This window comes from Polaromonas jejuensis NBRC 106434, assembly GCF_001598235.1.
GTDB classification, from domain to species: Bacteria; Pseudomonadota; Gammaproteobacteria; order Burkholderiales; family Burkholderiaceae_C; genus Polaromonas; species Polaromonas jejuensis.
In genome coordinates this window covers 20,134-42,051 of sequence record NZ_BCYO01000002.1, presented here as the reverse complement: position 1 = coordinate 42,051, position 21,918 = coordinate 20,134, and the positions used below count along the sequence as shown (strand labels likewise).

At 64.5% G+C, this 21,918-nt stretch carries 16 protein-coding genes and 1 riboswitch; of the genes, 5 read left to right on the top strand and 11 right to left on the bottom strand.

Annotation, left to right across the window (positions count from 1 at the left end; translation table 11 throughout):
* Positions 1 to 29: 29 nt before the first annotated feature.
* Both PJE01S_RS02615 and PJE01S_RS25645 read left to right on the top strand, forming a co-directional pair.
* On the top strand, positions 30 to 542 hold the full coding sequence (locus tag PJE01S_RS02615; protein ID WP_068831599.1) for a hypothetical protein: 513 nt from the start codon (positions 30 to 32) through the stop codon (positions 540 to 542).
* Between the two features lie 244 nt (positions 543 to 786).
* Complete coding sequence (locus PJE01S_RS25645; RefSeq protein WP_068831598.1) at positions 787 to 1,155, top strand: hypothetical protein; 369 nt, start codon at positions 787 to 789, stop codon at positions 1,153 to 1,155.
* On the opposite strand, the gene PJE01S_RS02605 is transcribed toward PJE01S_RS25645, so the two are convergent.
* The 6 genes from PJE01S_RS02605 to PJE01S_RS02580 form a co-directional block, all read right to left on the bottom strand.
* Positions 1,109 to 1,882: an MBL fold metallo-hydrolase gene (locus PJE01S_RS02605; RefSeq protein WP_068831597.1), complete on the bottom strand. Its 774-nt coding sequence runs from the start codon at positions 1,880 to 1,882 to the stop codon at positions 1,109 to 1,111. The two genes, PJE01S_RS25645 and PJE01S_RS02605, sit on opposite strands and share 47 nt — an antisense overlap.
* A gap of 42 nt (positions 1,883 to 1,924) precedes the next feature.
* Positions 1,925 to 3,076 (bottom strand): NlpB/DapX family lipoprotein, encoded by a 1,152-nt coding sequence (bamC, locus tag PJE01S_RS02600; protein WP_068831596.1) that lies wholly within the window; start codon positions 3,074 to 3,076, stop codon positions 1,925 to 1,927.
* A 17-nt stretch (positions 3,077 to 3,093) separates the two neighbouring features.
* Positions 3,094 to 3,978, bottom strand: a complete 885-nt coding sequence (gene dapA / locus PJE01S_RS02595) for a 4-hydroxy-tetrahydrodipicolinate synthase (protein ID WP_068831595.1) — start codon at positions 3,976 to 3,978, stop codon at positions 3,094 to 3,096.
* Positions 3,979 to 4,070: 92 nt separating this feature from the next.
* Positions 4,071 to 4,697 (bottom strand): class I SAM-dependent methyltransferase, encoded by a 627-nt coding sequence (locus PJE01S_RS02590; protein ID WP_245660562.1) that lies wholly within the window; start codon positions 4,695 to 4,697, stop codon positions 4,071 to 4,073.
* The gene (locus PJE01S_RS02585) at positions 4,694 to 5,506 is read right to left on the bottom strand and encodes an SDR family oxidoreductase (RefSeq protein ID WP_068831594.1); all 813 of its coding nucleotides are present in this window, start codon (positions 5,504 to 5,506) and stop codon (positions 4,694 to 4,696) included. The genes PJE01S_RS02590 and PJE01S_RS02585 overlap by 4 nt, the downstream gene beginning before the upstream one ends.
* A gap of 184 nt (positions 5,507 to 5,690) precedes the next feature.
* The gene (locus PJE01S_RS02580; protein WP_068831593.1) at positions 5,691 to 6,932 is read right to left on the bottom strand and encodes an MFS transporter; all 1,242 of its coding nucleotides are present in this window, start codon (positions 6,930 to 6,932) and stop codon (positions 5,691 to 5,693) included.
* Between the two features lie 161 nt (positions 6,933 to 7,093).
* On the opposite strand from PJE01S_RS02580, the gene PJE01S_RS02575 reads away from it, so the two are divergent.
* From PJE01S_RS02575 to parC, 3 genes are all read left to right on the top strand, one after another.
* On the top strand, positions 7,094 to 9,112 hold the full coding sequence (locus PJE01S_RS02575; protein ID WP_068831592.1) for a DNA topoisomerase IV subunit B: 2,019 nt from the start codon (positions 7,094 to 7,096) through the stop codon (positions 9,110 to 9,112).
* A gap of 152 nt (positions 9,113 to 9,264) precedes the next feature.
* Positions 9,265 to 10,077 (top strand): lytic transglycosylase domain-containing protein, encoded by an 813-nt coding sequence (locus PJE01S_RS02570; protein WP_068831591.1) that lies wholly within the window; start codon positions 9,265 to 9,267, stop codon positions 10,075 to 10,077.
* Between the two features lie 145 nt (positions 10,078 to 10,222).
* Positions 10,223 to 12,577, top strand: coding sequence for a DNA topoisomerase IV subunit A (parC, locus tag PJE01S_RS02565; RefSeq protein WP_068831590.1), 2,355 nt, complete (start codon positions 10,223 to 10,225; stop codon positions 12,575 to 12,577).
* A gap of 127 nt (positions 12,578 to 12,704) precedes the next feature.
* On the opposite strand, the gene PJE01S_RS02560 is transcribed toward parC, so the two are convergent.
* From PJE01S_RS02560 to PJE01S_RS02540, 5 genes are all read right to left on the bottom strand, one after another.
* The gene (locus PJE01S_RS02560; protein ID WP_084389317.1) at positions 12,705 to 13,244 is read right to left on the bottom strand and encodes a 6,7-dimethyl-8-ribityllumazine synthase; all 540 of its coding nucleotides are present in this window, start codon (positions 13,242 to 13,244) and stop codon (positions 12,705 to 12,707) included.
* Positions 13,245 to 13,331: 87 nt separating this feature from the next.
* Positions 13,332 to 13,490: riboswitch (FMN riboswitch) on the bottom strand.
* 88 nt (positions 13,491 to 13,578) lie between these two features.
* On the bottom strand, positions 13,579 to 14,049 hold the full coding sequence (locus PJE01S_RS02555) for a RidA family protein (protein ID WP_068831589.1): 471 nt from the start codon (positions 14,047 to 14,049) through the stop codon (positions 13,579 to 13,581).
* Positions 14,050 to 14,221: 172 nt separating this feature from the next.
* Positions 14,222 to 15,142, bottom strand: coding sequence for a transglutaminase family protein (locus PJE01S_RS02550; protein WP_068831588.1), 921 nt, complete (start codon positions 15,140 to 15,142; stop codon positions 14,222 to 14,224).
* 5 nt (positions 15,143 to 15,147) lie between these two features.
* Positions 15,148 to 17,982 carry a circularly permuted type 2 ATP-grasp protein gene (locus PJE01S_RS02545; RefSeq protein ID WP_068831910.1) on the bottom strand — a complete coding sequence of 945 codons (2,835 nt, stop codon included), beginning with the start codon at positions 17,980 to 17,982 and terminating at the stop codon, positions 15,148 to 15,150.
* A 148-nt stretch (positions 17,983 to 18,130) separates the two neighbouring features.
* Entirely contained in the window at positions 18,131 to 21,736 is a 3,606-nt protein-coding gene (locus PJE01S_RS02540) for a transglutaminase family protein (protein WP_068831587.1), read from the bottom strand.
* Positions 21,737 to 21,918: the final 182 nt, after the last annotated feature.

The following is a 21,918-nucleotide window of genomic DNA, read 5'->3' as shown; positions in this document are numbered from 1 at the left end:
TCATTTCACGCCTGCCAAGGAGACATCGCATGGACTCACAGGACTTACCCGGAGTGCCCCCGGCTTTGCTGGAAGGTCGATTCACGGGCCGCGCCGAATTCACCGATTTGATCCGGCAAGCCTTTGCCGTGGCTGCGGCCCAGGGCTGGCGTGAAATCATTTTGTGTGACCCCAGCTTTGAAGACTGGCCTTTGGGCGAGCGGGTGGTTGCTCAGGCCCTGAATGACTGGTCAAAGACCGGTCGCAAGCTCACCATGCTCGCCAGGAATTACGATGAAGTGCAGCGAAAGCACGCGCGTTTTGTGGCATGGCGGCGAACCTGGGCGCACATCGTGGAATGCCGTGGCAGTGCTTGCACGCCGGTGGATGACATGCCGAGTGCCTTGTGGGGTCCCGGCTGGGTATTTGAACGACTGGATCTGCAGCACTGCAGGGGCATGGCGGGATCTGAGGCCGCCAGGCGCGTGGCCTTGAGGGAGCGCCTGAATGAGCGACTGCTCAAGAGCGCGCCGGCTTTCGCTGCCTCCACTCTGGGGCTCTGAACGGTGCGGGCGGGTTTTTGAAATGACTGCCCCATGGTTGGTTGCGTTTTGCCGACTAAGGGTTTTCAGGCTTGTACTATCCGGCATATAATTTAAAGCTGGGTAGAAAGAGCGCGAGTCCTTTCACCTGTCAAAACAGAACTTGAATTTTGGTTTGGGTTTATTTTGGCAATTTCCGGAAATTGTTTTCTTAATTCATCAAGGATCGTAAAAATGAACAAGTCACTCGTTTTGGCAGCTGTTATTGCCGCTGCTGCTCTGGCTGCCTGCGGTAAAAAAGAAGAAGCGCCTGCACCTGCACCCGCACCCGCTGTCGAAGCACCTGCTGCTGCTCCAGCCGCTGCTGCCCCTGCTGCTGACGCTTCTGCTCCTGCTGCCGCTGCTGCCCCAGCTGCTGACGCTGCCGTGGCTGCTGCTGCCGCTGCTGCCAGCGCTGCCAAGTAATCGTTCTTCAACGATTCTAAAAGCCGCCTTTGGGCGGTTTTTTTATGGCCTATTGGTATTGGCGATTGATGGCGGCTGCATGAGTGCCTTGTGGCCCCGGATGCCGCGATGGATTTGCCGCATCACAGCTGAAGCCAGCCGGTCCCCACATCCGGCTTCGCCACCATGATGTCTTCCGGTCCGCAGGACAAAGCCTCCGCGATCAGCGCCTGAACCAGCGCGGGCTGGTTGTTCTGCGCGCTCAGATGCGCCGCCACCAGGTGCTTGAGGCCCTGGTGCACCAGCGCGCGGGCAATGTCTGCTGCCGCGCTGTTCGAGAGGTGGCCATAGGGGCCGCCCACCCGGCGCTTCAGAAACGCGGGGTAAGCCGATCGCGCCAGCATGTCCGCATCGTGGTTGCATTCCAGCAGCATGGCGTCACAGGCTTGCAGATGCGCCAGGACATGCGCCGTGGCATGCCCCAGATCGGTCAGTATGCCCAGCTTCGCCGAGCCATCCGTGCAGCTGAGCTGCAAGGGCTCGCGGGCATCGTGCGGGACGCTGAAGGGCGTCAGCTGCAAGCCACCCAGGTCGATGGCCTCGCCGTCACGTGCCGTGCGAAGCAGGCCGTCGAAATCCGGCGAACCCATCGCGGCGTGCGTGCCGTGGCTCATCCAGACGGGAATCCGGTGGCGCAGGGACAGCGACCTGGCGCAGCCGATGTGGTCGCCGTGTTCATGGGTAATGAACACCGCATCGATGTCTTCGGGCTGCAGCCCGGCCTCGCCCAAGCGGTAGGTGAGGTGTTTGATGCCCAGCCCGCAGTCTACGAGCAGACGGAACGGCGCCCCACCCGCGGCTTCAACCAGCGTTGCGTTGCCCGAGCTGCCGCTGCCCAGGCTCTTGAATCTCAACATGGGGGCAGGGGCGAGGAGGCCGCCAGCGGTACTTGCCCGCTTTTACTTCAGGTCGTCGGCAATCACCTGAACAATGCGCTGGGCATTGGCGGATGACTCGGGCGCGCCCTGTGCATTGAGGACGGACACCGTGGTGCTTTCGCCCTGGCTCTTGACGGTGATGCGGTACTTCAGCGGCAGCGGTGCGGACTTGGTGCTGCTGAACAGCTTGCTGAAGAAGCCGGGCTCGCTCTTGTCGGCGACGGGTTCGACGTAGCGCACAAAGTAGGTGCCCTGGCTGCGGTCGCGGTCCTCAACGGTAAAGCCGGTGCGGTCCAGTGCCAGGCCGACCCGGCGCCATGCGCGCTCGAACCCCTCATCGATCTGCACCACGGGCAGGTTGTTCACCAGAGCGACCCGCGAGGTCTGCGTACTCGCCCCGGCGGCAACCAGCGCCTTGGATTGTTCCTGTGTCACGCCCAGCTTGACCATCAGGCGGCGCAAAAATTCGGCTTCCAGTTCCGGATCGGCGGGACGGGGCTGCCAGATGGTGCTGTCCCCCGACGCTGGTTGTCCGGTTTTGGAGCCGGTAATCACCTCCACCATGCCGCGATGGCTGATATAGATCTCGGTGCCGCCATCGGGGCGACGCTCAAACCGGGTACGGAACTTGTCACGTTCGCCGGTGGAGTAGATGCTGTCGAAGACCTTGCCCAAAGCGTTGCGAATAAAGTCCTGCGGCAATTTGGCACGGTTCTCGGCAAAGTCGGTTTCCATGATGCCGAGGTTTTCCTGGTCCTGTGCCAGCAAAAAGCCGCTTTCCAGCCAGAAATCGCGGACCGGCCCCCAGAGCTTGTCGGCGGGGCGGTTGATGACCAGCCAGCGCTGGCTGCCTGCGCGCTCTATGCGTACGTCACCGACTGCCGTGGCAGCGGTCGGCACGGTCTGGGTGGGCTGGGCCACCTGGTAGCTGCTGGCCGTGACGGCCGTGCCGGGAACCACATAGCGGGTTTCACGGCTGAGTTGGGTCAGATCGGGAGGGATGTCCAGCGAAGGGGCCTTGCTGGCGCCGCTCGATTTGTAGTCGACACGTTCGCCTTCCATCGTGTCCTTGATGGTGGAACAGCCCGCGAGCAGGCTGATGGCCAGCAGTGCCGTGATGGTTGCCGCGCTGGGGGCTTTTAGAAATGCAGAACGATTTGGCAATGTCTTCACTTGGGTTCCCTTAAAAATCAGATCAGGCCGCACACACGCAGGGCGTTTTCCACGGCGGCTTCGTTCGATGTTTCCAGCGGCGTCATGGGCAGCCGCAGCGTGCCGCCGCAAAGTCCCATCCGGGCCATGGCCCATTTGACGGGAATCGGATTGGCTTCGATAAAGAGATTCCGGTGCAGCGGCAGCAGTTTGAATTGCAGTTCCATGGCACGCCGGGTGTCGCCCGCCAGCGCCGCCACGCACAACTCGTGCATGAGCCGGGGCGCGACGTTGGCCGTCACGCTGACGTTGCCCTGGCCACCGCAGAGCATCAGCGCCACGGCGGTCGGATCGTCGCCCGAATACACGGCAAAGCCCTTGGGGACTTCCTTGATCAGCCATTGCGCGCGCTCGATGTTGCCGGTGGCTTCCTTGATGCCCACAATGCCGGGCACCTGGGCCAGACGCAGCACGGTGGTGTGCTGCATATCGGCCACGCTGCGGCCCGGCACGTTGTACAGCACCGTTGGCAGGTCGCCCACCGCTTCGGCAATCGCCTTGAAGTGCTGGTATTGGCCTTCCTGCGTCGGCTTGTTGTAGTAGGGCACGACCTGCAGCTGGCAGTCGGCGCCGACCTGTTTGGCGAATTTGGCGAGCTCGATGGCCTCGGTGGTCGAGTTGGCGCCGCAGCCGGCCATGATGGGCACGCGCTTGCCCGCCTGCTCCACCGAGACGCGGATGATTTCGCAGTGCTCTTCGACATTGACGGTGGGGGATTCGCCGGTGGTGCCGACCACGCCTATGCAGTCGGTCCCCTCGGCGATGTGCCAGTCCACGAGTTTGCGCAGGGTGGGGTAATCCACGCTGCCGTCTTCATGCAAGGGCGTTGCCAGTGCAACGATGCTGCCGGTAATGGTTTTCATGTCTTGGTTATCACGTTGGTGGCCGGAGGGGGTGGGCGGTCATGCCATCTGCGGACCCGCCCAAAAAGCCAATTCTGCATTCTACCCAGAGCCTAGGGCAGGCTATAGCGCGGCGGACCGGGAATGGCCGGGGCCTGGGGAGGGGGATAAGCAGCGTCGCCGCTGGCTTCGCGGACGGCGGCAATGCGCTGTACAAAGCGCGGCTGGCCGCCCGGCGGGCCCTCCTGAAAACCGTCCTCGAAGGCCACGATGCGCAGGCCGCGGCAGATATCGAGCAATTCACCGGGCCGCAGCAAAAAATCGGGTCGGGAAGGCTTGCCCACCGTCTCGTTGCCCTGGGTAAAGGTTTCGTAAATCAGCACGCCGCCGGGCGCCAGGCTGGCGAGCAGGGTGGGCAGCAAGGGGCGCCACAGGTAATTGGTGACGACCACCGCGGCAAACTGCCGCCCCGCAAAGGGCCAGGGCCCGTTTTCAATATCGGCTACCACGGCTTCGCAGGCCTGTGCTGGAATTGCTATGGATTCAATAGCTTCCTGCGCCCGGTCTACAAGGGCTACGGGGTGATTCCGTTCATAAAACCAGTAGGCATGGCGGCCGTGCCCGCAGGCCACATCCAGCACCACGCCCTGGTCGGCGACCAAATGCGACCAGCGCTGTACCCAGGCGGAGGGCGGCTCCGTGCCGTGCCGTCGCTCTTTATTCAAAATCAGTGCTTTCAATGGGGTTTTACCTCGTCCTTGAGCGCCGCCAGCGCCATGGACTCGACGGCGCCTGGCGCGATCAGCTTGAGCCAGCGGCCCAGCTTGCCCCTGGCGCCCATGACGACCTCGCGCTCGCGCTTTTCCAGGCCTTGCAGGATCAGCCGGGCGCATTCCTCGACGCTCATGGCCTTGTCTTCCTTCAGGCCGCTGGCGCCCGCAGCGACGCCGGCCGCGTTGAAGCCGCGGTAGCGGATCTGCGTCGCCACCACGCCGGGGTAGGCCGTTGTCACGCTGACCCCGGCGCCTTTCAGTTCGGCGCGCAGGGCCTCGAAGAAGCCGGTCATGGCAAACTTGCTGGCGCTGTAGGCGGTGCGGCCCGGCACGCCCACCAGCCCGGCCAGGCTGGAGACGGCCACGATGCTGCCGCGGCTTGCCTTGAGGTGGGGCAGCGCGGCATGCGTGCACCAGACGCTGCCCCAGAGGTTGATGCGCATCAGCTGCTCGTACCAGCCCAGGTCTTCGGCCTTGACGTCTTCGAACAGGGCTTGCGCCGACATGCCGGCGTTGTTGATGAGGGCGTCGATGCGGCCGAAACTGTCGATGGCGCTGGCCACCAGCTGGCGGCAGTCGGCCTCTTGCGACACATCGGTTTTGACGACCAGGGCTTGCGCGCCCAGGTCGGCACATTGCGTGGCGACCTGGGTGAGCCGGGCCTCATTGCGCGCCGCCAGCGCCAGGGCCACGTCCGTCCGGTGCTGCCGGGCCAGTTGCCGCGCCATTTCGGCGCCTATGCCGTCGGAGGCCCCTGTGATGACTATTGTTTTCATAGCTGCTTGCGCCCGTTCTGCCTGGGCTGGCGCCCGAAATGGCTTGTAAAAACCTGGGCGGGCCTAAAAGCAGGCCCAGATCTGGTTGGCCAGTGTGAACAGGAAATCCGGCCGGGTGTAGAGGGCAAACACCGCCAGCGAGGCGATGACCACGGTCGTCCACAGTGCGATTTTGGCGGCCATTTCAGGTTCCCTGCGGCAATCCGCCATGGCGGACACGCAAAATGGGCGCTTCGCGCACCGGCAGGTTCACCAGCGCGGCAAACACGCCCAGCGCAATCGCGATGTACCAGACGATGTCGTAGCTGCCGGTGCGGTCATAGAGGTAGCCGCCCAGCCAGACACCCATGAAGGAGCCGATCTGGTGGCTGAAGAAGATGAAGCCGCCCAGCATGGACAAATGCTGGATGCCGAAGATCTGCGCCACCACGGCGTTGGTCGGCGGAATGGTCGACAGCCACAGCAGGCCCATCAGGCTGGCAAAGATATAGACGCTGGCCGGGCTCAGTGGCGCGGCCAGAAACACGGCGATGACCACCGCGCGGGAAAAATAAATCGTCGCCAGGATTTTCTTTTTGGCGATTCTCTGGCCCAGCGCGCCTGCGGCATAGGTGCCAAACACATTGAACAGGCCGATCAGCGCCAGCGCGTAGCTCGCCACCTGGGGCGACAGGCCCTTGTCCTTGAGGTAGCTGGGCATGTGCACGCCAATGAACACCACCTGGAAGCCGCAGACAAAATAGCCCGCCATCAGCAGCTGGAAGCTCGGGTATTTGAAGGCTTCCCGCAGCGCCTGGCCAATGGTTTGTTCGCGTTTGGCCGCAGGCCCGCCGGCAAAGCTGGCTTCATGCAGGCCCAGCGCCAGCGGCACGATCAGCAGCACGGCGACACTCAGCACCAGCAGGGCCTCTTGCCAGCCGAAGCTGCTGATCAGGAAGCCTTCGGTGGGCACCATCAGGAACTGGCCAAACGAGCCGGCCGCCGCCGCCACGCCCATGGCCCAAGAACGCTTGTCGGCCGAAATATTGCGCCCGATCACGCCGTAAATCACGGCATAGGTGGTGCCCGCCTGCGCGGCGCCTATGAGCACCCCGGCCGTCAATGTGAACAGCAGGCCGGTGGGCGACATGGCCATGCCCACCAGGCCCAGCGCGTACAGCAAGGCGCCGCCCGCAATCACCCGGAAGGCCCCAAAGCGGTCGGCCACCATGCCAGCAAAAATGCCAAACACGCCCCAGGCCAGGTTTTGCACGGCAATCGCAAAGGCAAAGGTCTCGCGCGTCCAGCCCTGCGCCTGGGTGATGGGTTGCAGCCACAGGCCGAAACCGTGGCGTATGCCCATGGACAGGGTGACGATTGCCGCGCCGCAGGCCAGCAGCTGGAGCATGGACAGGTGTTTGTGGGAAGAGGGGGTGTCGAAAGCCATCCAGCGACTTTAACGAAAATGTCCCGGGCCTGCCGCCGCAACGCAGATTTCGGGGCCGCGCGGCATCAGGCCTGCTAAAGTGTCTGGTATCCATTGGGCTGTACATTTATACAGCTGTTCGCGCGCTGCGATCTACAATGACCGCAATCATTTCAACTGCCATGGCCGACAAACTACCTACCGCTTCTTCTGCTTCTCCCGTTTATTCCGAAGGCTCCATCCGCGTGCTCAAGGGCCTGGAGCCCGTCAAGCAGCGTCCGGGCATGTACACGCGCACCGACAACCCCTTGCACATCATCCAGGAAGTGCTGGACAACTCGGCCGACGAAGCGCTGGCCGGGTACGGCCGGAAGATCAAGGTCACCTTGCACACCGATCACTCGGTCAGCGTGGAAGACGACGGCCGCGGCATCCCGTTTGGTCTGCACCCCGAAGAAAAGGCGCCGGTGGTGGAACTGGTGTTCACCCGTCTGCATGCGGGCGGCAAGTTCGACAAGGGCAAGGGCGGCGCCTACAGTTTCTCGGGCGGCCTGCACGGCGTGGGGGTGAGCGTCACCAACGCGCTGTCCAGGCGGCTGGAAGTCACTTCCTACCGTGAAGGCCAGGTTGCCAGGCTGGTGTTCTCCGGCGGCGATGTGATCGAGCCACTCCAGCTGCGCAAGGCCGGCGAAGCCGATGCCAACGAGGCCGGAGACAGCCCGCGTGACCGCAAATCCGGCACCACCGTGCGGGCCTGGCCGGACGCCAAATACTTTGAGTCGGCGGCCTTGCCCATGGCCGAGCTGACGCATTTGCTGCGCAGCAAGGCGGTGCTGATGCCCGGCGTGACCGTCACGCTGACGGTCGAGAAAACGAAGGAAACGCAGACCTGGGCCTACAAGGGCGGCCTGCGCGACTACCTGATGCAGACGCTGACGGCCGACCCGGTGATCCCCATGTTCGAGGGCGAAGGCTTTGCCGATGCCTCGCACGACAGCTTTGCCGAGGGCGAGGGCGCCAGCTGGTGCGTGGCCTTTACCGAAGACGGCCAGCCGGTGCGCGAAAGCTATGTCAACCTGATTCCAACCAGCGCCGGCGGCACGCATGAAAGCGGGCTGCGCGACGGCCTGTTCAATGCCGTGAAGAGCTTCATCGAGCTGCATTCGCTGCTGCCCAAGGGCGTCAAGCTGTTGCCCGAAGACGTGTTTGCGCGCGCCAGCTATGTGCTGAGTGCCAAGGTGCTGGACCCGCAGTTCCAGGGCCAGATCAAGGAGCGCCTGAACTCGCGCGACGCCGTTCGGCTGGTTTCCAGCTTCGTGCGCCCGACGCTGGAGCTGTGGCTCAACCAGCATGTGGACTACGGCAAGAAGCTGGCCGAACTGGCCATCAAGGCCGCGCAAACCCGCCAGAAGGCCGGCCAGAAGGTTGAAAAGCGCAAGGGCTCGGGTGTGGCCGTGCTGCCGGGCAAGCTGACCGACTGTGAAAGCCGTGACCTGGCGAACAACGAGGTGTTCCTGGTCGAGGGCGACTCCGCCGGCGGCAGCGCCAAGATGGGCCGCGACAAGGAGAGCCAGGCCATTTTGCCGCTGCGCGGCAAGGTCCTCAACACCTGGGAGGTGGACCGCGACCGCCTGTTTGCCAACACCGAGATTCACGACATCGCGGTCGCCATAGGCGTTGATCCGCACGGCCCCAATGACACGCCGGACCTGAGCGGCCTGCGCTACGGCAAGGTCTGCATCCTGAGCGATGCCGACGTGGACGGCTCGCACATCCAGGTGCTGTTGCTGACCCTGTTTTTCCGCCACTTCCCGAAACTGATCGAAGCTGGTAATGTGTACGTGGCGCGGCCGCCGCTTTTTCGCGTGGACGCGCCAGCGCGCGGCAAGAAGCCGGCGTCCAAGGTCTATGCCCTTGATGAAGGCGAATTGACCGCCATACTGGATAAATTGCGCAAGGATGGCGTGCGCGAAAATGCCTGGGGCATCAGCCGCTTCAAGGGCCTGGGCGAAATGAGCGCGGAACAATTGTGGGAAACCACGCTCAACCCGGACACCCGCCGCCTCTTGCCGGTGCAGCTGGGCAATCTTGATTTTCTGCAGACCGAGAGCCTGATTACCAAGCTCATGGGCAAGGGCGAAGCGGCGGCGCGCCGCGAACTGATGGAGTTGCACGGCGACGCCGTGGAAATCGATATTTGATGAATTTGAACCTGTTCCCGTTTCTGAAGTGGCCTATGCAAGCGCCCGTCGGCGCGGGAATGGCCATGGGCGTGGACGCGGGCGCAAGTGGGGGAATCAATGCAGGAACAGGTGCACGACGAGCCCGGCGCGCGCGGCTTTCCTGGCGCGTCATGGCCTTGCCCGCGCTGGTCATGGCTTTCGCGGCCTTGCATGCGAGCCCGGCCCGGGCCGATATCTGGGGCTATGTCGATCCGCAGGGCATTGCCCACTTTTCGGCGCTGCAGCTGGACGAGCGCTATGCGCTTTTTTTCCGCGGCGAGCGCTTCGATGCCGGCAGCACCGGTGATGCCGGCCAGCCCGGCCGGGGCGCTCCCCAAGGCGCGGGCATGGCGGCCGCGCCTCCCAGGCTGCTGGCGTTTTTTGAGGTGTCGCCCAATTACAAGGCGGTCAAGCATCTGCTGCGCGAGGCCTCTGTGAGGCACGGGATTGAGTACGAACTGCTGCAAGCCCTGATCGCCACCGAATCCGGCTTCGACACCCACGCTGTTTCTGCCAAGGGCGCTGTCGGGCTGATGCAGCTGATTCCGCCCACGGCCGAGCGCTACGGCGTGCGGGCCGACAAGAATTCCCCGGTCCAGAAAAAACTCACCGATCCCGGGACCAACATCCGCGCCGGCGCCAGCTACCTGCACGACCTGATCCAGCTGTTTCCCGGCCAGCTCGAACTCGCGATTGCCGCTTACAACGCCGGAGAAGGCGCGGTCCAGCGGGCGGGCAACAGGATTCCCAATTTCCCCGAAACCCGTAATTACGTCAAAACCGTGATGCAGCTTTACAACCACCTCAAGCCCCCCGACATGAGGGCCACCCCGGGCCGGGTCCGCATGGAAATGATGGGCGGCCGCCCGACGGGCCGCAGCAACATGGTGCCGTCCACGGGGGCCGCCATCCCCTTGCCACTGGGCAAGATCGGGCTGGATTGAGCAACATGCTTCTTGCCTCGGCTGTGCTGCAGAGCCCGGCATCTACCCGCCCGGCGGGCTGAAAACCGACCCGCCTTTCACTTTTTGTTGCCCCGTACCTGTGCGAATCGGCATTGCATAACCTGTCCAACCCAAGCAAAACACGATGGATCTTTTTACGCCGGGCCCCGAAGCCCAGAACGCTGAACCCGCTGACCAGGACTCGCTGGCCGCGTATGCGCAACGCGCCTACCTTGAATACGCCCTGAGCGTGGTCAAGGGCCGGGCGCTGCCCGATGTGTGCGACGGCCAGAAGCCCGTGCAGCGGCGCATTTTGTACAGCATGGCACGCATGGGCCTGGGCTTTGGCGGTGCCAATGGCGCCAGCGGCGCTCGGCCCGTCAAAAGCGCCCGTGTCGTGGGCGATGTGCTGGGCCGCTTCCACCCGCACGGTGACCAGGCCGCGTATGACGCGCTGGTGCGCATGGCGCAGGACTTTTCGCAGCGCTACCCGCTTATCGACGGGCAGGGCAACTTCGGCAGCCGCGACGGCGACGGCGCGGCCGCCATGCGCTACACCGAAGCCCGCCTGGCCCGCATCACCAGCCTGCTGATCGATGAGATCGACGAAGGCACGGTGGACTTCGTGCCCAACTACGACGGCTCCACCGAAGAGCCCAGGCAGCTGCCCGCGCGCCTGCCCTTTACCCTGCTCAACGGCGCCAGCGGCATTGCCGTGGGGCTGGCGACCGAAATCCCCAGCCACAACCTGCGCGAGGTGGCCGACGCCTGCGTGGCCCTCATCAAGACGCCCAAACTCAGCGACGACGAGCTGTACACGCTGATCGCCGGGCCGGACTACCCGGGTGGCGGGCAGATCATTTCGAGTGCCGCCGAAATTGCGGCGGCTTACAGCAGCGGCCGGGGCTCGCTCAAGGTGCGCGCGCGCTGGAAGATTGAAGACCTGGCGCGCGGCCAGTGGCAGCTGGTGGTGCAGGAGCTGCCGCCCGGCGTCAGCACGCAAAAAGTGCTGGAAGAAATCGAGGAGCTGACCAATCCCAAGATCAAGGCCGGCAAAAAGGCGCTCAGCCAGGACCAGGTGCAGCTCAAGCAAACCGTGCTGTCTGTGCTCGACGTGGTGCGCGACGAATCCAGCAAGGACGCCGCCGTGCGCCTGGTGTTCGAGCCCAAGACCAGCAAGATCGAACAGTCCGAGCTCATCAACACCCTGCTGGCGCACACCAGCCTGGAGAGCTCGTCGTCCATCAACCTCACCATGGTCGGGCTGGACGGCAAGCCCACGCAAAAATCCTTGCGGCAGATGCTGCTGGAGTGGATAGAGTTCAGGCAAAGCACGGTGCAAAAGCGCTCCCAGCACCGGCTCGACAAGGTGCTGGCACGCATCCACATCCTCGAAGGGCGGCAGCTGGTGCTGCTCAACATCGATGAGGTGATTGCCATCATCCGCCAGTCTGACGAGCCCAAAACCGCGCTGATGGAGCGCTTCAGTCTCAGCGAACGCCAGGCCGACGACATTCTTGAAATTCGCCTGCGCCAGTTGGCCCGGCTCGAAGCCATCAAGATCGAGCAGGAGCTCAAGACCCTGCGCGAAGAGCAGGGCCGGCTTGAAGAAATCCTGGGCAACCCGGCAGCGCTGCGCCGCCTCATGGTCAAGGAGATCGAGGCCGATGCCAAGCTGTTTGCCGACCCGCGCCGCACCCTGATTCAGGCCGAGAAGAAAGCCGTGCTGGAAGTCAAGGTGCTCGACGAACCGGTCACGGTCGTCGTCAGCAGCAAGGGCTGGGTGCGCGCCCGCACCGGCCACGGCCACGATGCGGCCAGCTTTGCCTTCAAGGCCGGCGACGGGCTGTATGGCACCTTCGAGTGCCGCACGGTCGATACCTTGCTGGCCTTTGGCTCGCGCGGCCGTATTTACTCGGTACCGGTGTCCTCGCTGCCCGGCGCGCGCGGCGATGGCCAGCCGCTCACGACCCTGATTGATCTGGAATCCGGCACGCAGCTGCTGCATTACTTCGCCGGTCCGGCCAGCGCCACCCTGCTGCTCAGCGGCAGCGGCGGCTATGGCTTCCTCGCCACGGTGGACAACATGATCTCGCGCCAGCGGGCCGGCAAGGTGTTCATCAATTGCGCCGAGGGTGAAACCGTGTGCCAGCCCTCGCATGTCTCGGGCAGCACGGGCGCCTTGCCCATGGCCGCCGCCACGCATGTGGCTTGCGCCTCCACCGGCGGCCGCATCCTGACCTTTGAAATCAGCGAACTCAAGCAGATGGACAAGGGCGGACGCGGCCTGGTGCTGATTGACCTGGATGCCAAGGACACGCTGGCCGGTGCCGCCGCCTACACGCGCAGCGTGCGGATTGAAGGCATTGGCCGCGGCGGCAAGGCGCGTGAGGAAACGCTGGAAATCCGCAGCCTCAACAACGCCCGCGCCGCGCGCGCGCGCAAAGGCAAGGCGGCGGACCTCGGCTTCAAGCCCATAGGAATTGCGCGGGTTGAATAGGAAAAGCGCCTGCAGCCCAGAAGGGGCAGGCGCGACCAGCTACTGATTTGGTAGCGAACTGGAGCGTGGGAAGCGCCGCGAAACTGGCCGTGAAACGCGCCGCTCCCGGTGAGCGGCGCAGGCTTTATCAGGCGCTCAGCAGCGCATCGACGTTTTGCAGGCTCGCCACCGTCTGCACGCAGGCCTGGGCGGCTTCCTTGCCCTTGGTGAGGAAATGCCCGCTGAAGAAGCGGCGATGCTCCTCATGCTCGTGAAAGTGCAGCGGCGTGAGCACCACCGAGAACACCGGCACGCCGGTATCCAGCTGCACCCGCATGAGCGCATCGATCACCGCGCTGGCGACAAAGTCGTGGCGGTAGATGCCGCCATCCACCACCAGGCCGCAGCACACCACGCCAGCATAGCGCCCGGACTGCGCCAGCTTTTTCGCGTGCAGCGGAATCTCAAACGCGCCCGGCACGCGGAACACGTCGATGGCTTCGGCGCCCACGCCACGCCCGGCCATTTCGGCCAGGAAGGCAATGCGGCCGTTGTCCACGATGTCTTCGTGCCAGGACGACTGGATGAACGCAAAACGGGGAAGCGGTGCCGCACCGGAAGCGACCAAGGCGGTCGATGCGCCGGGGCGCGGGTGGGCGGAAATATGGCTAAGGTCAGTCTGACTCATGGGTTCCTGTCAAAAGGTGATACCAGAATCAGGGCGCACGAGCCTGCGGCCGCACCCACGCTGAAAAGCACGGCGCAGCCGTCTGCATCGCGCTCTCTATCATCCGGACTATGACCGTCGACTCCGGAATCACACCGGATCTGCTGACCCCGCCGCCGGCAAAAGCCGGCACCGGGCGCTCGCGGGTTGATGCAGTTGCCTGCAATCACCGCCGGTGGGGAATTTCACCCCGCCCTGAGAACGCTGTCCCGGGATTCCTCCCGAGGCGCGGTTATTTTAAATCGATGTGCCGGTGAGGCGGCGGGTTATGCCGCACGGTCCACGCTGAGCTTCTTCAAGCGACCTCGGCAATCATCTCGATCTCCACGCAGGCCCCCATCGGAATCTGCGCCACGCCAAAGGCGCTGCGGGCGTGCACCCCGGCGGCGCCGAAGACTTCACCCAGCAACTCGCTGGCGCCGTTGGTGACCAGATGCTGCTCGGTGAAATCGCCTGTGGAGTTGACCAGGCTCATCACTTTCACGATGCGCTTGACCTTGTTGAGGTCGCCGACGGCCGCGTGCAGCGTGCCCATGAGGTCGATGGCGATGGCGCGGGCGGCGGCCTTGCCTTCTTCGGTGCTGATGTTCTTGCCGAGCTGGCCGACGATGACCTTGCCGTCTTTCTTGGCGAGGTGGCCGCTCAGGAACACCAGCTTGCCGGTCTGCACAAAAGGCAGGTAGGCAGCGGCCGGGGTGGCCACTGCAGGCAGGGTGATGTTGAGGGCGCTGAGCTTGTCGTAAACGTTGTTCGTGGAGGTGGTCATGGTGGTTTCCTGGTGCTGTTAGAGAGAATAATCTTTAAAGAAAAAAGGCCTCTGGCGCTTGTTTCATCTGCGCGACCAGCTATGAAAAGAGTAGCGAAGGGGCGGGCCGGTGGCGGTTTTATCTTAACCGAGGGGCGGGCCTTATTCGCCTGTCCGGGCCACTGCCAGGCGTTCAGCCGTCCGCGCCGGGCATACCGCTGAACGTATCGCCGGGCGCCAGCGGCGTCACGGTCACGGCGACTTCCAGCGTGTGCTGCGCGCCGCCGCGAATCACGCCGCGCATGGGCGACACGTCCAGAAAATCGCGGCCGGTGGCCAGCGCCACATAGTCTTCGCCTGGCGCCCGGTTGTTGGTGGGGTCAAAGTCCAGCCACTGGCGCAGGTCGGGCACATACACCGAGGCCCAGGCATGTGAGGCATCGCAGCCAATCAGCCGAGGCTGTCCGGGTGGCGGGTTGGTCAGCATGTAGCCGCTGACGTAGCGCGCCGGCAAGCCCATGGCGCGGCAGCAGGCCACCATGATGTGGGCAAAATCCTGGCACACGCCTTTGCCTTGCCTGAGGGCGTCCAGGGCGGGCGTATTCACCTCGGTGCTGGCGCTTTCGTAGGCCATGGCGGTGTGGATGCGGTTCATCAGGTCGCGCGCCGCGTCTGGCAGGGGGCGCCCGGGCGGGAAGCTGGGGCGGGCGAATTCGACAAAGGCGTCGTCGCGGGGAATGCAGGGCGAGGCAAACAGGAACTCGGATGCGCTGTCGTAGGCGGTGCCCGCCTGGTAGCGGAACTGGTCCCTGACACGCTCCCAGGCGGCGCAGGCCGTGGCGTCCTGAAGTGGCGCAGCGGTCGATGTGGAAATGACGCTGTCGGCCACGACCAGCAGGCGCTCATGCGCGGCCTGCAGTGAAAAATAGGTGCGCGTGTTGCCGTACATGTCCACCGCGTCGCACAGTTGCGCCGGGGCCGGATCGACCCGCAGCGCGTGGCGCAGCAAGGTCTGCCCGCTGCCGTTGGCGGGCTTGAGGTACACCATGTGGTGGGCGTTTTCCACCGTTGGCATGTAGCGGTAGCGGGTTTCGTGAACAACGTGAAGCAGCACGGGAATCAGGCTCCGAGGCTCTGACTGCCTGAGTCGGCATGGCTGAAATAGCGCCGGCTCAGCGTGTCCGAGAGTTCCAGCGCCGCCTGGCTGCATTCTTCGAGCAAGTCATGCAGCTTGCCGTAACGCCGGGTTTTATCGCTGCCTTGGCTGCTGGCTGGCGTGCTTTCGCATAAATCGGCCAGTACCCAGTTGTCGGGGTCAGGCAGGCTCCAGGCCATCCCGCGTAAATCACCGGGCGTGCTGCCCGTCAGTTTGGCCAGGCGGCCGCGCAGTGTTTGCATCACCCAGCCCAAGGCGCGGGGGTTGTCGCGGTCCAGCACCAGCAGGTCGAGCAAGGCCGGAATGTCGCGGCGCTGCTGGTACTGCGCATTGAAGGTGACGGTGCTGTCAAACAGCGCCACCATCGCGCTGAAACCGCCGGTCTCAAAGACCGCACCGGATTCAAAGCCCCGCATCAGCGCGGTGGCCAGGGTGTTGAGCCGCTCGATCATCCTGCCCAGGCTCAGCAGCCGCCAGCCATCGTCGCGTGTCATGCGGTCGGTCTGAGCGCCTGTCATGGCGGCCAGAAACCCGCTGGCCGACTCCAGGGCTTTGAGCGCTTCGGCCGATGAATACTCCAGCGGGTGTTGAGCGCCCTGGCTTTGACTTTGGCCCTGACCTTGGCTTTGGCTTTGGCTTTGCGATGCCATGGCGCCGAACGAGTGGGTGGGTCTGAAGGCGTCGCGGTGCTTGAAAAAGTCGGCCTCGGCGCGGACGATCACATGCCACTGCTCCAGGGACAGGCGCTCGCGCACCGCCGACGCGGCATTCTTGATGGCTTTGAGGTTGGCGCCGACGCTGGCGGCCTGGCCGGTATGGGGCAGGTTGGCGATCAGGGCGCGTTCAAAGACGCGGCGCGACTGCGTGGCCGGTGGCACGGTGCTGAGCACCAACGCGTTGGCCACCGCCATGCTGCTCAGCCAGGCCAGCAGCGGCTGGGAAACCGCTTCTTCGGAATTGAGGCACTGCAGGGTGAGTTGCGCCAGGCGGGTGGCGTTTTCTGTGCGTTCGGTGTAGCGGCCCAGCCAGAAAAGGTTTTCCGCTGCCCGGCTGGTGACTGGCGGCCGACGCCGCAGCGGGGCCGTGGCCCGGGCGGGCGCGGGCCGCTCTGCGTGTGGAACGGCCGGACGTCCAGCGGGCGCGCTCGTGGCCGGGCCAGACGGCGCGCCCAGAACCCACACATCGGCGCTGCTGCCGCCGTGCTGCATGGAGGCGATGTTTTCGTTGGTACCGGTCAGCCGCGCCAGGCCGCCGGGCATCACCTGCCATGAGCCGGTGCCGTCAGCGACGGCAAAGACGCGCAGCATGGCCGAGCGCGGGGCAATTCTTTCGCCTTGCCAGGTGGGCGTTTGGGACAGCGGCTGGTAGGCCTGAACGGTGTAGTCTTCGCCCCGGCGGATGATGCGGCCGGCCCATTCATCGAGTTCGCGGCGGCTCAGTGTGTTGCCAATGACCGACACGGTGCCCGAGTCGGGATAGGTCGGCTTGATGACACAGTCCTTGAGCTGACTGAGCACGTCCTGCATGACCGCCTGTTCGCCGCACCACCAGGTGTCCAGCGAAGGCAGGGCCAGCGTTTCACCCAGCAGGTGTTCTGAGAGCGCGGGCAAAAAGCCGAGCAGGGCGCTGGATTCCAGAAAGGCCGAGCCCGGCATGTTGGCCACCAGCACGTTGCCGGCGCGAATGACTTGCAGCAGGCCGGGCACGCCCAGCGCGGAGTCGGAACGCAACTCCAGCGGGTCCAGGAATTCATCGTCCAGCCGCTTGAGCACGCCGTGCACCGGCTCCAGGCCCTGCAGGGTTTTGAGGTACAGCCGGTCGTCGCGCACCATCAGGTCGCTGCCTTCGACCAGCGTCAGGCCCAAAAAGCGCGCCAGATAGGCATGTTCAAAATAGGTTTCGTTATAGGGGCCGGGGGTCAGCAGCACCACGCGGCCGTCGCCCTCACCCGGCTGTGTCGGACTCATGGCTTTCAGGCCGTCGGCCAGCGCCGTGTAGGCGGCGAGCAGCCGCTGCACGTTCATTTCGCGAAAGGCCTCGGGAAACAGCTGGGAGATGATCAGGCGGTTTTCCAGCAGGTAGCCCAAGCCGGACGGCGCCTGCGTGCGTTGCGACACCACTGACCATTGGCCATCCGGGCCATGGGCGAGGTCAAACGCGGCAATGTGCAGATAGGTGCCGCCAGGTGGTTTGACGTCGTGCATCCCGCGCAGGTAGCCGGGGTGGGCATGCACCAGTGCACTGGGCAGCAGCCCCTGGACAAGCAACTGCTGCGGGCCATAAATATCGGCCATCACCCGGTCCAGCAGGCGGGCGCGCTGCTGGATGCCGGTTTCAATCAATGCCCAGTCCTGGGGCGACACCAGCATGGGAAGCAGGTCCAGCGACCACGGCCGCTGCGGTCCGTTGGCATCGGCGTAGACGTTGTAGGTGACGCCGTTGTCGCGGATCTGGCGCTGCAGGCTGGCGCGGCGCCGGTTCAGGTCGTAAAAGCCGTCCTGGCCCAGAAAATTGAAAAAGCAGGTCCAGTGGACGGACAGTGCCTCGCCAGGGGCGGCTTCTGGCTCTGCCGTCTGGTTGGCCTCGGGAGATTGGGGGACAACGTTGCCTGGCGAGCCTGCCGGGCGCAGCATGGGCGGGACGGGTGGCAGAGCTTCCGCAGCCGCCGGACCCAAAGACGGGCGGCCACGCACTTCGTCAAAGTGCCCGGCCGCTGCGGCGGGCGCCAAGGCAGCCGCCAGCGCGCCAGGGGAGTCCAGCGCATGGGCGGCAAATAGTGACTGGGTGCTGTTTTTCACGGGTCTATAGAGTATGCCAGCGGCCCGGCTGCTGCCGGTGAAAGCCAGCGTCAAGCCCTCTCATCATAATCCTGTACCGTCATATGAAAAAACCGCAGGCCGCCCGGGTCTGCGCGGGCAGACTCGGGGCGGTTTTTGCAGCGCCTGATCAGCGCAAGTCCAGGGTGAAGGGAAATTCCCGGCTTGGCTGGGCCGGGCTGATCTGCATTTTCCCCGGGGTATGGCCCATGCGGAAGAACCGGTTCAGCCGGCGGCTTTCGGCTTCATACGAATTGACGGGCAGCGTGTCGTAGCTGAGCCCGCCCGGATGCGCCACATGGTACTGGCAGCCGCCCAGCGAACGTTCCATCCAGGTATCGACGATGTCGAAGGTGAGCGGCGCATGCACGCCGATGGAGGGGTGCAGCGCGGAAGGCGGGTTCCAGGCCTTGTAGCGCACGCCGGCCACGTATTCACCGACCCAGCCAGTGCTTTGCAGGGGCAGGGCGCGGCCATTGACGGTGACGACGTAGCGGTTGTCGTTGAGTCCTGTCACGTGAATTTCCACGCGTTCCAGCGACGAGTCCACATAGCGCACGGTGCCGCCGGCCGATCCTTCTTCGCCCATCACATGCCAGGGCTCCAGCGCGCTGCGCAGCGTCAGCTCGATGCTGCTGGCGTTGACTTGCCCGATCAGCGGAAAGCGGAATTCGAAATGCGGTTCGAACCAGGCCATGTCGAAGGCGTAGCCGGCCTCGCGCAGCTCGGTCAGCACGTCGGCAAAATCCATGCGGACAAAGCTGGGCAGCAAAAAGCGGTCATGCAGCTCGGTGCCCCAGCGCGTCATTCGGCCCTGGTAGGGCTTGTTCCAGAAGCGCGCGACCAGGGCGCGCAGCAGCAGCTGCTGCGCGATGCTCATGCGGGAATGGGGCGGCATTTCAAAGGCGCGCAATTCCAGCAAGCCCAGGCGTCCGGTGGCGGAGTCGGGCGAGTACATCTTGTCTATGCAGAACTCGCTGCGGTGGGTGTTGCCGGTCACGTCCACCAGGATGTTGCGCAGCGTGCGGTCAACAATCCACGGCGGCATGTCCTGGCCGTATTTTTCGCGGTTGCCGGCAATTTCACGCAGGGCGATTTCAAGCTCGTAGAGCTGGTCGTTGCGCGCTTCGTCCACGCGCGGCGCCTGGCTGGTCGGGCCGATGAACATGCCCGAAAACAGATAGCTCAGCGACGGGTGGTTGTGCCAGTAGGCAATCAGGCTGCCCAGCACCTCGGGTTTGCGCAGAAAGGGGCTGTCGGCCGGTGTGGCGCCGCCCAGCACAAAGTGGTTGCCGCCGCCGGTGCCGGTGTGCCGGCCATCGGTCATGAATTTTTCGGCGGACAGCCGGGTTTCATGCGCGATCTTGTAAAGGAACTCGGTGTGCGCCACCAGCTCACCCCAGTTGTAGGCGGGGTGGATATTGACTTCAATCACGCCGGGGTCGGGCGTGACCTGCAGCATTTTCAGGCGCGGGTCGCGCGGCGGCGGGTAGCCCTCCAGCACGATGCTGACGCCCAGCGCCTGCGCCGTGCCTTCCACGGCGGCCAGCAGGTCCAGGTAGTCTTCCAGGCGTTCCAGCGGCGGCATGAACACATAGAGGGCGCCGGTTTCGCCCCGGCCCGTGGCGTTGGCCTTGCTGTCCGGGTCGGCTTTGGGCTTGTCTTTGGGGCCATTGGCCCGCGCCGGGTCGCGCACCTCCACGCACAGGGCGGTGCGCGTCAGCCAGGCGGCTGACTCAAAGGCTTTGGGCGTGCGGCTGTCGTTGGGTGAGGGCGCCGTAGTGGCGGGTACCGGCGGGGCTGCGTTGCCATGGCCGGCGGGCCTGAGTTGCAGGATGCGGCCGGCTTCCGTGAGCGCCGCGTTGCCCGTCATGAAGCGCGCCATGTATTGCGCGAGCGAACTGGCACTGCCGGCGGTGGATGCTGCGGCGGCTCGCGAAGCGGCAGCGGGCGTGGCGCCCCGGCTCACCGCTGCTGCCGCGTTGTAACGTGCGGCCAGGGCCGACGCGGGCGGCAGATCCTGGCGCGGCGCAAACGGGTCGGCCTCGATCATGTAGGGGTAGTCGGTTTTGGACACCCAGGGCACCGAGTCCAGCGGCAGGCGGTAGCCCATGGGCGAGTCGCCCGGCATCAGGTACATGCGCTCTTCGCGGAAGAACCAGGGGCCGGTGGTCCACTTCGGCCCCGCCAGCGCAGGCGATGCCGCAGGATGCTGTCTGGCTTGCGCCTCCCTGGTCTGCAGCGGCAGCACATAGCCCACCACCGCATCCAGCCCCTGCATGAAGACCCGGCGCAGGCGCTCGCGCTCCATGGCATCGTCCAGGCGGGAGTCAAACGGATCCACGTTCACCGGCAGGCGCCGCTCGCGCCACAGGTAGTACCAGGTGTCTTCATAACCCGGTGTGATGTAGTCGGTGGCCAGGCCCAGCTTGCTGCTCAGGGTCTGGATAAAGCGCTGCGCATCGGCGCTGGTGTAGCTGCAGGGCTTTCGCTCATCGGCAAACAGGGCCGGGTTCTGCCAGATGGGCTGACCGTCCTTGCGCCAGAAAATGCTCAGCGCCCAGCGTGGCAACTGCTCGCCCGGGTACCACTTGCCCTGGCCGAAATGCAGAAAGCCGCCTTCGCCGTATTCGGCGCGCAATTTTTGCACCAGCTCGGTGGCATAGCCGCGTTTGGTGGGGCCCAGCGCGTCGATGTTCCATTCGGCCGCATCCCGGTCGGTGGTGGCGACAAAGGTGGGTTCGCCGCCCATGGTGAGCCGCACGTCGCCGGCCATCAGGTCTTTGTCCACCGCTTCGCCCAGCGCCAGCACCGCCTGCCATTGGGCTTCGGTGTAGGGCTTGGTCACCCGCGGCGATTCGTAAATCCGCTGCACTGCCATATGGTGCTCAAACGTCACCTCGGATTTGTCGACGCCGCCTTCGACAGGCGCCGCGCTCGATGGCTCGGGTGTGCAGGCCAGCGGGATGTGGCCTTCGCCGGCCATCAGGCCGGAGGTCGGGTCCAGCCCGACCCAGCCCGCGCCGGGCAGAAACACTTCGCACCAGGCGTGCAGGTCGGTGAAGTCGGCCTCGGCACCGCTGGGCCCGTCAATGGATTTGACATCGGCCTTGAGCTGGATCAGGTAGCCCGAGACAAAGCGCGCGGCCAGCCCCATGTGCCGCAGCAACTGGACCAGCAGCCAGCCGGTGTCGCGGCAGGAGCCGCAGGCCAGCTGCAGGGTTTCTTCGGGCGTCTGCACGCCGGGCTCCATGCGGATGGAGTATTTGATGTCGGATTGCAGGCGCTGGTTCAGGCCTACCAGGAAGTCGATGGTCCGTTTCGGCGTGCGGTCTGTCTGCTCGAGGTAGCGCTTGAGCAGCGGTGTGGCGGGCTGGGTGACGAGATAAGGCGCCAGTTCCCTCGCCTGGGGTGCGCTGTAGGTAAAAGGAAATTCCTCGGCGCTGGGCTCCAGAAAGAAATCAAACGGGTTGAACACCGCCATTTCAACCACCAGGTCCACCGTGACCTTGAATTCGCGGGTCGGCTCGGGAAACACCAGCCTGGCCTGGTAGTTGGCAAACGGGTCCTGCTGCCAGTTGATGAAGTGCTTGGCGGGCTCGATGTTGAGCGAGTACGACAGCACCCGTGTGCGGCTGTGCGGTGCAGGCCGCAAGCGAATGACCTGGGGCCCCAGTTTGACCAGACGGTCGTATTTGTAATGGGTGATGTGGCTCAGGGCAACGTGGATGGACAAGGCAGCCTCGCTTTTTAAAAATGACGTTGGTGCAAACGCCGTCAAGCAAAATGGTAGCTAGTGTGGTGTTGCATGCTATCCGGCACATAAAACCGCGTCTTTTCGTCCATGGCGGCGTTGCAAATCCTCGCAATAGTGGAACTATTGCTGTGGTTTGCGCCTTGCCCTGAACAAAAATCCAT